Genomic DNA, 14651 nt, shown 5'->3' with positions numbered 1-14651 from the left:
CAAGTGAAACAAACTTTATTGTAAGGGAATCACTTGAAGCTATAGTAATAAAAAATGTAGTACATAGGAAGGGTAAGACATATGAGAATATTATTTGTTGGGGATGTAGTAGGATCTCCTGGTAGAGGTATGATTCAACAATACGTACCGGCATTAAAGAAAAAATATACACCTACAGTAACCATTATTAATGGAGAAAATGCAGCAGGTGGACGTGGAATTACGGAAAAAATATATCGAAACTTTTTAGAATGCGGGGCACAAGCGGTTACACTTGGAAACCACGCTTGGGATAACCGTGAAGTATTTGAATTTATTGATGATGCAAAATATCTTGCAAGACCAGCTAACTTCCCAGAAGGAACTCCAGGAAAAGGGCTTATCTTTGTGAACTGTAATGGAACAGAAGTTGCAGTTATTAACTTACAAGGACGTACATTCCTTCCTCCAATTGATTGCCCATTCCGTAAAGTGGATGAATTAATAAACATTGCAAAAAAACGTACGAATATTATCTTTATTGATTTTCATGCGGAAACTACAAGTGAAAAACAAGCGTTAGGTTGGTATGTAGATGGTCGTGCTACAGCAGTAGTAGGTACACATACACATGTTCCTACAGCAGATAATCGTATTTTACCAAGCGGAACGGCATATATCACAGATGTTGGTATGACAGGGCCTTACGATGGAATTTTAGGTATGGATCGAGAAGCAGTATTGAAGAAGTTTTTAACAAACTTACCAGTACGATTTGAAGTGACAAGTGGTAGAACACAATTAAGTGCAGTGCTAGTTGATGTGGATCCGAATACAGGAAAAGCTAAGAAAATTCAGCGTATCTTAATTAATGATGATCAACCATTTTTTGAGTAATTTCTAGGTAAAAATTAGAAAAGTTATTATTTTTTAATTTTTTAGAAAAATTACAGAAATTTAGCAGGAATACGCGTCATTCCTCGTGAATATAAGTTAAAGTGAAATAATTGCTAATACTTTTTATAGAAACGAGGAGGAAACGCGGAATGGAAATATTAAAAGTTAAAGCAACGTCGGTCCCTAATTCTGTAGCTGGTGCACTTGCAGGTGTTATTCGCGAACGCGGAACAGCAGAAATTCAAGCCATTGGTGCAGGTGCATTGAACCAAGCGGTAAAGGCAGTAGCAATTGCAAGAGGATTTGTAGCGCCTAGTGGTTTGGACCTGATTTGTATCCCAGCGTTCACGGATATTATGATTGATGGGGAAGAGCGTACAGCAATAAAATTAATTGTAGAACCTCGTTAAGTTTAAACAACCTGTTTGCAGTATGCAAACAGGTTGTTTTTATAATGGAGGAATGGAAATGAAAATTTTTGATGCTCATTGTGATGTACTCTTTCAGTTATGGAGTGCACAGGGGAAAAAGAATTTTAAAAACGATCCGCAATTACATATTACATTTGAACAATTAAAGAAAAGAAAAGGGAGTATACAATGTTTTGCTGTATATGTGCCAGAAACGGTGCTATATGAAAAACGTTTTGAAGTAGCATTACAGATGGTCGATATTTTTTATAATGAAATTTTATCATTACCGGGTGTGAAGTTTATTCAGACAAAAGATGATATTAACGTGTTAAAACAGGACGAGATTGGAGCGATATTAACACTAGAAGGATGCGAAGCAATTGGAAAAGATGCAATGAAATTACGGTTGTTTTATCGTCTAGGAGTACGTTCTTTTGGACTAACATGGAATTATGCCAATTTATTAGCTGATGGTGCGCTAGAGACACGTAGGGCGGGTTTAACGACCTTTGGTAAACATGTTGTACAAGAACTTAATACGTTACATGTATGGACTGATGTGTCTCATCTGAATGAAAGAAGCTTTTGGGATGTGATAGAAATTGCAAAAAATCCTATTGCCTCCCATTCAAATTGTATGAAACTTTGTCAGCATCCACGTAATTTAAAAGATGAACAACTTAGAGCTCTTATAAAGCGAAATAGCATGATTGGTGTTACTTTTGTACCACAGTTTCTAACAAGTGAAAAACAAGCGAATATAGCGGATATAGTAAACCATATCGAATATATTTGTTCATTAGGTGGAGAGAACAATATAGGATTTGGTTCGGATTTTGATGGGATTTTAGAAACAGTTGTAAATGTATCAGCGTATAGAGAATACGAAAATGTAATAAATGAGCTTTGTAAACACTATGCAGCATCTACTGTAGAACGATTTTTACATGATAATTTTGTGGAACGTATAAGCTTTTAAGATTTTTGTTTTAAAAATCCAGAAAAATTAGAATTAATTCATTTGATATTATTGCTTTTTTTAAGACCTAATACTAGAATGAAAAACAAAATAGCTTTATACTAAAGATTCAGGGAAATCAGAAGAGGCATAATTTGCGTCCGTTGTAGTTTATTTGTATAAAAAATGCTAAACTATTACTGTAAAAAAATACACTACAATGAATGCAGCCAAAAGGGGTGTAGGAGATGATTAGTCAACTTTCATGGAAAGTTGGAGGCCAACAAGGTGAAGGAATTGAAAGTACAGGAGAAATCTTCTGTATTGCATTAAACCGATTAGGGTATTACCTATACGGTTACCGCCACTTCTCATCACGTATTAAAGGCGGCCATACAAATAATAAAATTCGTGTAAGTACAACAGAAGTACGCGCGATCTCAGATGATTTAGATATTTTAATTGCTTTTGATCAAGAAACTATTGATTTTAACTTCCACGAACTACGTCCAGGTGGAATTGTAGTTGCGGATGCGAAATTTAATCCGACAATACCTGATAATACAGATGTAAATCTATATGTGATACCGTTTACAGATATTGCTTCAGAATTAGGCACATCATTAATGAAAAACATGGTTGCTGTTGGGGCATCAAGTGCGGTATTAGGATTAGATGAAACAGCTTATCTAGATGTTGTTGAAGAGATCTTTGGTCGTAAAGGAGAGCAAGTTGTTCAAAAGAATATGGACGCAATTAAGCGCGGCTCTCAATATATGAAAGAATTGCTAGGTGAAAAAGTAAACATGATGCAGCTTGAAAAAGCTGATGGTAAGAAACGTATGTTTATGATTGGAAACGATGCAATCGCATTTGGTGCCGTAGCTGGTGGTGCTCGCTTTATGTCTGCATATCCAATTACACCTGCATCTGAAATTATGGAATACTTAATTAAAAAATTGCCAAAAGTTGGCGGGACAGTAATCCAAACTGAGGATGAAATCGCAGCTTGTACAATGGCAATCGGTGCAAACTATGCTGGTGTTCGTACATTAACTGCATCTGCTGGTCCGGGTCTATCTTTAATGATGGAAGCGATTGGTTTAGCAGGTATTACAGAAACACCATTAGTAATTGTTGATACACAACGTGGTGGTCCAAGTACAGGATTACCAACGAAACAAGAGCAGTCTGATTTAATGGCGATGATTTACGGTACGCACGGTGAGATTCCAAAAATCGTAATGGCGCCAAGTACAGTTGAAGAAGCTTTCTATGATATTGTAGAAGCATTTAACCTAGCTGAAGAATATCAAGTTCCTGTTATTTTCTTAACGGATTTACAGCTTTCTTTAGGGAAACAAACGGTAGAACCGCTTACTTTAGATAAAGTGGAAATTCGTCGCGGTAAGCTTGATTTAGAAGCGGAATTACCAGAACGTGAAAATAAAGCATACTTCAAGCGTTATGAAGTAACAGAAGATGGCGTTTCACCACGTGTTTTACCTGGTATGAAAAATGGTGTTCACCATGTTACAGGTGTAGAACATGATGAAACTGGTAAACCATCTGAATCAGCTATAAACCGTAAAAATCAAATGGACAAACGTTTCCGTAAAATGGAGAACTTGAAGTTTAATACCCCTGTTTATAAAAATGTTAAGCATGAAGAAGCAGACGTATTGCTTGTTGGATTTAACTCAACTCGTGGCGCGATCGAAGAAGCAATGGAGCGCTTAGAACAAGAGGGTATGAAAGTAAACCATGCTCATGTGCGTTTAATTCACCCGTTCCCAACAGCTGAAATCGATCCACTTGTGAAAAATGCGAAGCGTGTTGTAGTGGTAGAAAACAACGCAACAGGTCAGCTTGCTAACATTATGAAAATGAATCTTGGTAACGGTGAGAAAATTTCTAGTCTTTTAAAATATGATGGGAACCCATTCTTGCCGAAAGAGATTTACAACGAATGCAAAAAAGGGGTTGTATTAAATGGCAACATTTAAGGACTTTCGTAACAGTGTAAAACCAAACTGGTGCCCAGGTTGCGGAGACTTCTCGGTGCAAGCTGCAATTCAACGTGCGGCAGCTAACGTTGGCTTAAATCCAGATGAACTTGCTGTTATTTCTGGTATCGGCTGTTCAGGTCGTATTTCAGGTTATATTAATTCATATGGTGTGCATAGTATTCATGGTCGTGCCCTTCCAATTGCACAAGGTGTAAAAATGGCAAATCGTGATTTAACAGTTATCGCATCAGGTGGCGATGGTGATGGATTTGCGATTGGTATGGGACATACAATCCATTCTATTCGTCGTAACATCGACATTACGTACATCGTAATGGATAACCAAATTTACGGATTAACAAAAGGGCAAACTTCACCACGTAGTGAAGCTGGATTTAAAACGAAGAGCACACCACAAGGTTCAATTGAGCCATCACTAAATGTTATGGAAATGGCTTTAACAGCTGGTGCGACATTTGTGGCGCAAAGCTTTTCAAGTGATTTGAAAGAATTAACACAAATTATTGAAGCTGGTATTAACCATAAAGGTTTTTCATTAATTAACGTATACAGCCCATGTGTTACTTACAATAAAGTAAATACTTACGATTGGTTTAAAGAGAATTTAACAAAACTAAGTACAGTAGAGGGATATGATCCATCTAATCGCATGATGGCTATGCAAACGTTAATGGAAAATAACGGATTAGTAACAGGTTTAATTTATCAAAATACAGCGCAACCTTCATACCAAGAACTTGTAAAAGGTTATAGTGAGAAGCCTTTAGTGCAAGCTGATTTAAACATGGATCAGAAAATGTTTGATGAACTTGTTGCTGAATTTATGTAATATAAGAAGAGGAGGTTGCCATGTGGCAGCCTTTTTTTATAAGAAAATATAGGATAGTCTTATTTACTTAGAAAATTCAGAATGGTAAAATAATATATAAATCGTTGTATGAAAATGGTGAGTTCATTGCTTATGAAATGTAAGATCCAAACAGAGCATCTTTCTTGTTAAAATTGGCGAAACGCTTCATACTATGGTAATGTTTATAAGGATAAAGCAATATGCTTTTGGGTAGGACAAAAAGAAATATTAAAAGGGAATGTCTATTTGTGTGTGGGGAAGACTTCATTTTTATGAATGATTAGATTGACTACTCAAGTTTCAAAGGACAAGTTATCTCTCAAGCTATCTAACCATTTTTGAGGTGAGTCAAAGCGCATTAAAATGGACTATAGAGTGTGTATAGTTAAGGGTGAAAGGAGATTACCGATGAACGAGCAACAACGATTAGCAAGTCAACAAGCAAATTCCTCTACGAAAAAAGAAGAGAAAGATTATAGTAAATACTTTGAAAGTGTATACCAACCACCTTCCTTAAAAGACGCGAAAAAACGAGGGAAAGAAGAAGTTAAAATTGAACGGGATTTTGGCTTACCTGAAGAGTTTCGTAATTTTGGTACAGGAAGAAAGTTCTATATTCGTACATATGGTTGTCAAATGAATGAGCATGATACAGAAGTAATGGCGGGTATTTTCACTGCACTTGGATATGAACCAACCTTTTCAACTGAAGATGCAGATGTAGTGTTATTAAATACTTGTGCCATTCGTGAAAATGCTGAAAATAAAGTGTTCGGTGAACTAGGTCATTTAAAGTCATTAAAAAGAAGAAATCCGGACCTTTTAATTGGTGTATGTGGTTGTATGTCGCAAGAAGAATCTGTTGTAAATAAAATTATGCAAAAAAATCAGCATGTAGATATGGTGTTTGGAACGCATAATATTCATAGATTACCGTACATTCTAAAGGATGCAATGTTCTCGAAGGAGACGGTAGTTGAAGTTTGGTCAAAAGAAGGGGATGTAATTGAAAACCTTCCGAAAGTACGCCGTGGTGATATTAAAGCTTGGGTAAATATTATGTATGGCTGTGATAAGTTCTGTACATATTGTATTGTGCCGTATACACGTGGAAAAGAGCGAAGCAGACGTCCAGAAGACATTATCCAAGAAATTCGTCATTTAGCTGCGAATGGTTATAAAGAAATTACATTACTTGGCCAGAACGTAAATGCATATGGTAAAGACTTTGAAGATTTTGAATATGGACTTGGCGATTTAATGGACGAACTCCGTAAAGTTGATATTGCCCGTATTCGTTTTACAACGAGTCATCCACGTGATTTCGATGATCACCTAATTGAAGTGCTTGGAAAAGGTGGAAACTTAGTAGAACATATTCATTTACCAGTTCAATCTGGAAGCACAGATATGCTAAAAATTATGGCGCGTAAATATTCACGTGAGCATTATTTAGAGCTTGTAAGAAAAATTAAAGAAGTAATTCCAAACGCGGTATTAACGACTGATATTATCGTCGGTTTCCCAAATGAAACAGATGAGCAATTTGAAGAAACGATGTCGTTATATCGTGAAGTAGGATTTGATACTGCCTTTACCTTTATTTATTCTCCGCGCGAAGGTACACCAGCTGCAAAAATGAAAGATAATGTACCGATGGAAGTAAAGAAAGAACGTCTTCAACGCTTAAATACATTAGTAAATAAATTGGCAGTTGAAAAGAATGATCGTTATAAAGGTCAAATTGTAGAAGTGTTAGTTGATGGGGAAAGTAAAAATAACGCGGAAGTACTTGCAGGTTATACTCGTACGAATAAACTTGTAAACTTCGTTGCACCAAAATCTTTAATTGGTCAGCTTGTGAAAGTAAAAGTAACGGATGCGAAAACTTGGTCTCTTAACGGAGAATTAGTTGAAGAGCCGATCGAGGTGGAATAATAGATGAAAGTATATACGAAAGATGACATTGTTGAGCAAGCGAAAGAATTAGCAAAAATGATTTCTGAAACAGAAGAAGTTGATTTCTTTAAGAAAGCAGAGGCGCAAATTCATAAAAATGAAAATGTAAAGCGCGCAATTGATGAAATTAAAGCACTGCAAAAGCAAGCAGTAAACTTGCAGCATTACGGGAAATGGGAAGCTTTGAAAAAAGTAGAAGCTGAAATTGATGCATTGCAAGATAAGTTGGATAGTATCCCAGTTGTACAAGAATTTAAATCTTCACAAACATATGTAAATGACTTACTACAGCTAGTTGCCAGTACGATTTCTAACAACGTAACAGATGAAATATTAATTTCAACGAATGGCGATGTATTGAAGGGCGAAACGGGCGCAGAGGTAGAAAGTAAAAAAGGAAATTGTGGTTGTTAAAGAGATGTCGAATTGACATCTCTTTTTTTAGTGGGTTAAACGTAAGTTCTTCTCGAAAAAAGAATGACACATTCCGCTATTGTCACGCATATGATTAAGTGAATAGTGATTGAGGAGGGTTACGAATGTCCGAATTTAGAGAGATTATTACAAAAGCAGTGGTTGGAAAAGGACGTAAGTATACAAAGTCAACGCATACATGTGAATCGAATAATGAGCCAACAAGTATTTTAGGGTGCTGGGTAATTAACCACTCGTACGAAGCAAGAAAGAATGGAAAGCATGTGGAAATTGAAGGTTTCTATGATGTGAACACTTGGTATTCGTTTGATGGTAATACAAAGACAGAAGTTGTAACAGAACGTGTGAACTACACTGATGAAGTGAGTATTGGGTATCGTGATAAAAACTTTTCTGGTGATGATTTAGAAATTATTGCTCGTGTCATTCAGCCACCAAATTGTTTAGAAGCTCTTGTATCACCAAATGGTAATAAAATTGTTGTGACTGTAGAACGTGAATTTGTAACAGAAGTAGTTGGAGAAACGAAAATTTGTGTAAGTGTAAATCCTGAAGGGTGTGTAGAATCAGACGAAGATTTCCAAATCGATGATGATGAGTTTGAAGAATTAGATCCGAACTTTATCGTTGATGCAGAAGAAGAGTAATAGAAAGCTAGGGAGAAGTTCTTCCTAGCTTTTTACTTTACATAAGTAATACGTGAATGAACATGATTCTTTATGAAATGTGCTATAATGAAGAAAGACTCCTGAAATAGGAGATATGGATGTCCGTGAAGTGTGACATATATGAAAATTGATTACTATGTAAGAATTACGGAGGATAAGTATGACGCAATATACCCCTATGATACAGCAATATTTAAAGGTTAAGGCAGACTATCAAGATGCCTTTTTATTTTTCCGATTAGGTGATTTTTATGAAATGTTCTTTGAAGATGCGGTTAAAGCAGCTCATGAACTTGAAATTACATTAACGAGCCGAGATGGTGGTAGTAGTGATCGTATACCGATGTGTGGTGTACCGCATCATGCAGCTAAAAATTATATTGAACAACTTGTTGAAAAAGGATATAAAGTAGCTGTTTGTGAGCAAGTGGAAGATCCAAAAACAGCTAAAGGTGTAGTGCGACGTGAAGTCGTACAACTCATTACGCCAGGAACGATGATGGAAGGGCGTACGATTGATGAGAAAGAAAATAACTTCTTAGCAGCATTAACACATTTTGAAGATGGATCGTATGCTTTAGCTTGTAATGATTTAACGACTGGACAAAATACAGTAACGTTGTTAACAGGTTCAGTAGAAGATATTTTATTAGAAGTGTATGCAACTGGTTCAAAAGAAATTGTTGTAGATTCTACATTTTCAAAAGATGAATTAAATAAGTTAACTGCAACATTAAAAATGACGATTTCGTATGAAGATGCAACATCGATTCCAGAGGGATTAGAACATCTTGTGAAAAACGTTTCGCAAGCAAAGTTAATTAAAGCAGTTGGACGCTTATTTAACTATGTGATAAGAACGCAAAAACGTTCGTTAGACCATTTGCAACCAGTGGAAATTTATTATACGAACCAGTTTATGAAAATTGATGTGCATTCAAAGCGAAATTTAGAGCTGACAGAAACACTTCGAACGAAAGAAAAAACAGGATCATTATTATGGCTATTAGATAAAACGAAAACAGCTATGGGTGGTCGTATGTTAAAACAGTGGATGGAACGTCCACTTATTCAGAAAGAAAAAGTGGAAGAGCGTTTAGAAATGGTTGAAACATTTGTAAATGATTACTTCTTACGTGAAGATTTAAAAGAAAAATTAAAAGAAGTATATGATTTAGAACGTTTAGCAGGGAAAGTTGCATTTGGTAATGTGAATGCACGGGACTTATTACAGTTAAGACGATCTTTACTTCAAGTACCAGCTATTTTAGAAGCGATTAGTTTGTTAGATAATGCGTATGCAGCAAGGTTAATTCAAGGTGCGGATCCATGTGAGAGCCTAACTGAATTACTAGGAAGAAGTATTCAAGAAAACCCACCGCTTTCTATTAAAGATGGAGATATTATTAAAGACGGTTATAATGACAAGCTTGATCAATATCGTTACGTTAGTAAAAACGGAAAAACGTGGATCGCTGAGCTTGAAAAACGAGAGCGTGATATTACAGGAGTTAAATCATTAAAAATTGGGTACAACCGAATTTTCGGCTATTACATTGAAGTAACGAAAGCGAACCTTGCAGCACTTCCAGAAGGCCGCTATGAGCGTAAACAAACACTTGCTAATGCTGAACGTTTCATAACAGATGAGCTGAAAGAAAAAGAAACGTTAATCTTAGAAGCAGAAGAAAAAATTGTACAATTAGAATACGATTTATTTACAGCGCTTCGCGAAGAAGTAAAAGTATTCATTCCGAAATTACAGCATTTAGCGAAAGTAATTAGTGAACTAGACGTACTGCAAAGTTTTGCGACAGTTAGTGAAGAAGAACAGTTTGTAAAACCTGTTTTAACAACTAAGCGCGAAATCTTTATTAAAGATGGTCGTCATCCTGTCGTTGAAAAAGTATTGAACGGGAAATTGTATGTACCGAATGATTGTATTATGCCGGAGAAGATGGATGTCTTTTTAATTACAGGACCGAACATGTCTGGTAAAAGTACGTATATGAGACAATTAGCACTTGTAACTGTTATGTCACAGATTGGTTGTTTCGTACCAGCAACAGAAGCGGTATTACCTGTATTCGATCAAATCTTTACGAGAATTGGTGCAGCGGATGATTTAATTTCAGGTCAAAGTACATTTATGGTTGAAATGTTAGAAGCAAAAAATGCAATTGCAAATGCATCAGAAAGAAGTTTAATTTTATTCGATGAAATTGGACGGGGTACATCTACGTATGATGGTATGGCACTTGCACAAGCAATCATTGAACATATTCATGACCAAATTGGGGCGAAAACGTTATTCTCTACGCATTATCATGAATTGACGGTGCTAGAAGAAAGTTTAGGTCAATTGAAGAATGTACACGTTTCAGCTATTGAAGAGAACGGAAAAGTAGTATTCCTTCATAAAATTCAAGATGGAGCAGCTGATAAAAGTTACGGAATTCACGTTGCGCAACTTGCGGAGCTCCCAGATAGCTTAATCGCTCGTGCGAAAGAAGTGTTAGCACAACTAGAAGGACAAGAAGAAATTATTATTCCAAAGCGTACAGAAGTGAAAGTACAAGAAGTTGCTCCAGAACCAGTTGTTGTAAAAGAAGAACCAGCAGAAATACAAGAGACGAAAGTAGAGACTGAGGAAGAATCGCAACTATCATTCTTTGGTGGAGAACAGTCTTCGAAAAAACAAGACAAGCCAGTTTTAGATGCAAAAGAAACGGCAGTACTTACGCAAATCAAAAAAATTGATTTACTTGATATGACACCTTTAGAGGCGATGAACGAACTGTATCGCTTGCAGAAAAAGTTAAAGAAAGGATGAGTAAGTAGATGGGGAAAATTCGCAAACTCGATGACCAACTCTCTAACTTAATTGCGGCAGGGGAAGTAGTAGAGCGCCCTGCCTCAGTCGTAAAAGAACTTGTGGAAAATTCTATCGATGCGAATAGTACATCTATTGAAATCCACTTAGAAGAAGCTGGTTTATCAAAAATTCGCATCATTGATAATGGGGATGGCATTGCAGAAGAAGATTGTATTGTCGCTTTTGAACGACATGCAACGAGCAAAATTAAAGATGAGAACGATCTGTTTCGTATTAGAACACTCGGTTTCCGTGGTGAGGCATTGCCGAGTATTGCCTCAGTTAGTGAATTAGAATTAATCACTAGCACAGGTGATGCGCCTGGTACGCACCTTATGATTAAAGGTGGAGACATTATAAAGCAGGAGAAAACAGCGAGCCGAAAAGGAACAGATATTACAGTACAAAACTTATTCTTTAATACACCAGCGCGTCTTAAATATATGAAAACCATTCATACAGAGCTTGGGAATATTACAGATATCGTGTATCGTATCGCAATGTCACATCCAGAAGTATCGTTAAAGCTGTTTCATAACGAAAAGAAATTGCTTCATACATCAGGGAATGGTGATGTAAGACAAGTACTTGCATCAATTTACAGCATTCAAGTTGCGAAGAAGCTTATTCCAATTGAAGCTGAATCTTTAGATTTCACAATTAAAGGTTATGTAACATTACCAGAAGTAACGAGAGCATCTCGAAATTATATGTCAACGATCGTAAATGGTCGCTATGTTCGAAATTTCGTATTAATGAAAGCCGTTCAGCAAGGATACCATACATTATTGCCAGTCGGACGATACCCAATTGGCTTCTTATCGATTGAAATGGATCCAATGCTTGTTGACGTTAACGTACATCCTGCGAAATTAGAAGTTCGTTTTAGTAAAGAACAAGAATTGCTAAAGCTTATCGAAGAAACATTGCAAGCAGCATTTAAAAAAATACAGCTCATCCCAGATGCAGGTGTAACAACGAAGAAAAAAGAAAAAGATGAAAGTGTGCAAGAACAGTTCAAGTTTGAGCATGCGAAGCCGAAAGAGCCATCTATGCCGGACATCATTTTACCGACGGGCATGGATGAAAAACGAGAAGAACCACTGGCAGTGAAACAGCCAGCACAACTGTGGCAACCACCGAAGCAAGAATGGCAGCCACCACAATCGCTCGTAAGAGAAGAACAGAGTTGGCAGCCATCTACTAAACCGATAATAGAAGAACCGCTTCGAGAAGAGAAACCGTGGAACAGTAACGATGAAGACTTTGAATTAGAGGAATTGGAAGAAGAAGTTCAGGAAATAGAAGAGATTGAAATGAACGGTAATGACTTACCACCGCTTTATCCAATTGGACAAATGCATGGAACATATATTTTCGCCCAAAATGATAAAGGCTTATATATGATTGACCAGCATGCCGCGCAGGAACGTATTAATTATGAATACTTCCGCGATAAAGTAGGAAGAGTAGCACAAGAAGTACAAGAGCTACTTGTACCGTACCGTATCGATTTATCTCTTACCGAATTTTTACGTGTCGAAGAGCAACTAGAAGAACTGAAAAAAGTTGGACTGTTCTTAGAACAATTCGGACATCAATCCTTTATCGTCCGCTCACATCCAACGTGGTTCCCAAAAGGACAAGAAACAGAAATTATCGACGAAATGATGGAACAAGTCGTCAAACTAAAAAAAGTTGATATTAAAAAATTACGTGAAGAAGCAGCCATCATGATGAGCTGTAAAGCGTCCATTAAAGCAAATCAATATTTAACGAACGATCAAATATTTGCTTTACTGGAAGAACTACGTACAACAACAAACCCATACACATGCCCGCACGGAAGACCAATTCTTGTGCATCATTCTACTTATGAGCTGGAGAAAATGTTTAAGAGGGTTATGTAGGGATACTGTCCATAGAGAAAAAATGAATCATGGTTATTTTAATAAAATATAGAGAGAAAAAAAGGAGCGATAGTAACAAGTCGCTCCTTTTTTAAAATTTATTTATAAACTTAACCCATTTATAAATTATATGTGTTTTCTCATTTTTTTGTGAAGAAAGAGGTTTTTAATTTACAGTTTTATCAGAATTATGTAAAGTGTAGATAAAACCATAAAATGGGGTGTTCTTTATGTGTACTAGTTTGACATTACAAACAAAAAACGGTCAGCACCTTTTTGCAAGAACGATGGACTTCACATTAGATATGAATCAAGAAGTAATAATTATTCCTCGACATTACCAGTGGAATAATATAACTGGTGAAATCATTAATACGAAACATGCTACGGTTGGAATGGGAATTAATCATCAAGGAAGGATCATTATGGCGGACGGAGTAAATGAAGCAGGTATGACATGTGCAACACTCTATTTTCCAGGATTCGCTACTTATAGTCAAAGCATAGATGACAACAATACGAATTTAGCTCCATTTGATTTTGTAACTTGGAGTCTCACGCAATTCAATTCTGTCAAAGAGTTAAAGAAATCTGTAGATAGCCTTACCTTTTTGGATATACCATTACCGGATTTAGGACTTACGCCACCGCTCCATTGGATTTTAGCGGATAAATGGGGAGATTGTATTGTACTGGAGCCGACAAATGAAGGGTTAAAAATGTATGATAACCCACTGGGAGTGATGACGAATAGTCCGGAGTTTAATTGGCATTTGCAAAATTTAAGACAATATATTGGCCTTAAATCGCAGCCATTCGCGCCAACTGAGTGGAGTAACTTACCATTAAGTGCTTTTGGTCAGGGCTCAGGCTCAATGGGACTTCCAGGTGATTTCACCCCGCCATCAAGGTTTGTGCGAGCAGCATATGGTAAACAAAACATTCAAGGTATAGATAGTGAAGAAGAGGGAGTATCGGCCCTATTTCATATCTTATCAAATTGCGAGGTTCCTAAAGGCGGAGTAATAACAGAAGAAGGTGCATTAGATAATACCATTTATACAAGCGTAATGTGTATGGAGTCTGGAACATATTATTATCATACTTACGATTGTAGACAAATTATAGCTATTCATTTATTTCATGAAAATTTAGATACAGATGAGATTAAATCCTATCCATTCCAGCGAAAACAAAAAATATTTTATGAAAACTAAGTAGCTTTGAAACAACGTTTAGTAAATTTTCAAATATATATAATAGAGCAATAATAGGGATTGGAAGGGATATAAATTCAATCCAATGACCTCTAGAAGGCCCATTAAAGTACCATTAGGTGAAATAAACATGGACGTACTCCATTTATAAATAGTAAAGAACAAAAAAGGTGTGGAAAATATCCATACCTCTTTTGTTCTTCTATTATCTATGTGTAAAAAGACAATAAAGCTATTAAATTTTAAAGCCTAAAACAAGCATAACCCCGTTCTAAATCTAGGACGGGGTTAAAATATAGTTGTTTAATTTTCGATATAAGATATTTCATTGTACTCAAAAATATAACAATAAAGTCGTTTGAAAATCTAAGGTTTATTCAACAATAGCGCCTTTAATGAAAGATTAATCTACAATATCAGAGTGAAATAATTACCTGATTCATAGAAAAACCGGGGTTTA

The 14651-nt window shown here is 36.2% G+C and carries 11 protein-coding genes; all 11 read left to right on the top strand.

The genetic code is table 11. The features are described from left to right. The first annotated feature begins 81 nt into the window (after positions 1 to 81). The 11 genes from MHB74_RS18460 (at position 82) to MHB74_RS18410 (ending at position 14191) form a co-directional block, all read left to right on the top strand. Positions 82 to 876, top strand: a complete 795-nt coding sequence (locus tag MHB74_RS18460; RefSeq protein WP_001221093.1) for a TIGR00282 family metallophosphoesterase — start codon at positions 82 to 84, stop codon at positions 874 to 876. Between the two features lie 149 nt (positions 877 to 1025). Beyond that, positions 1026 to 1286: a stage V sporulation protein SpoVS gene (spoVS, locus tag MHB74_RS18455; RefSeq protein WP_000404341.1), complete on the top strand. Its 261-nt coding sequence runs from the start codon at positions 1026 to 1028 to the stop codon at positions 1284 to 1286. Between the two features lie 58 nt (positions 1287 to 1344). Further along, on the top strand, positions 1345 to 2268 hold the full coding sequence (locus MHB74_RS18450; RefSeq protein ID WP_061678179.1) for a dipeptidase: 924 nt from the start codon (positions 1345 to 1347) through the stop codon (positions 2266 to 2268). Positions 2269 to 2495: 227 nt separating this feature from the next. Beyond that, positions 2496 to 4253 (top strand): 2-oxoacid:acceptor oxidoreductase subunit alpha, encoded by a 1758-nt coding sequence (locus MHB74_RS18445; protein WP_000625416.1) that lies wholly within the window; start codon positions 2496 to 2498, stop codon positions 4251 to 4253. Continuing rightward, on the top strand, positions 4240 to 5106 hold the full coding sequence (locus MHB74_RS18440) for a 2-oxoacid:ferredoxin oxidoreductase subunit beta (protein ID WP_000190158.1): 867 nt from the start codon (positions 4240 to 4242) through the stop codon (positions 5104 to 5106). Before MHB74_RS18445 ends, MHB74_RS18440 begins: the two co-directional genes overlap by 14 nt. A 429-nt stretch (positions 5107 to 5535) precedes the next feature. Further along, the gene (gene miaB / locus MHB74_RS18435) at positions 5536 to 7065 is read left to right on the top strand and encodes a tRNA (N6-isopentenyl adenosine(37)-C2)-methylthiotransferase MiaB (protein WP_061678178.1); all 1530 of its coding nucleotides are present in this window, start codon (positions 5536 to 5538) and stop codon (positions 7063 to 7065) included. 3 nt (positions 7066 to 7068) lie between these two features. Then, entirely contained in the window at positions 7069 to 7500 is a 432-nt protein-coding gene (locus tag MHB74_RS18430; protein ID WP_000870464.1) for a RicAFT regulatory complex protein RicA family protein, read from the top strand. A gap of 125 nt (positions 7501 to 7625) precedes the next feature. After that, the gene (gene cotE, locus MHB74_RS18425) at positions 7626 to 8168 is read left to right on the top strand and encodes an outer spore coat protein CotE (RefSeq protein ID WP_001288800.1); all 543 of its coding nucleotides are present in this window, start codon (positions 7626 to 7628) and stop codon (positions 8166 to 8168) included. 181 nt (positions 8169 to 8349) lie between these two features. After that, positions 8350 to 11022: a DNA mismatch repair protein MutS gene (mutS, locus tag MHB74_RS18420; RefSeq protein WP_061678177.1), complete on the top strand. Its 2673-nt coding sequence runs from the start codon at positions 8350 to 8352 to the stop codon at positions 11020 to 11022. An 8-nt stretch (positions 11023 to 11030) separates the two neighbouring features. Then, on the top strand, positions 11031 to 12974 hold the full coding sequence (gene mutL / locus MHB74_RS18415) for a DNA mismatch repair endonuclease MutL (protein ID WP_061678176.1): 1944 nt from the start codon (positions 11031 to 11033) through the stop codon (positions 12972 to 12974). Between the two features lie 230 nt (positions 12975 to 13204). Next, the gene (locus MHB74_RS18410; protein WP_061678175.1) at positions 13205 to 14191 is read left to right on the top strand and encodes a choloylglycine hydrolase family protein; all 987 of its coding nucleotides are present in this window, start codon (positions 13205 to 13207) and stop codon (positions 14189 to 14191) included. Positions 14192 to 14651: the final 460 nt, after the last annotated feature.

The sequence above is a fragment of the Bacillus sp. FSL K6-0069 genome (genome assembly GCF_038007785.1).
Classification (GTDB): Bacteria; Bacillota; Bacilli; order Bacillales; family Bacillaceae_G; genus Bacillus_A; species Bacillus_A mobilis.
The sequence above is the reverse complement of the archived record's forward strand: the minus strand, read 5'-3'. Positions and strand labels throughout refer to the sequence as shown.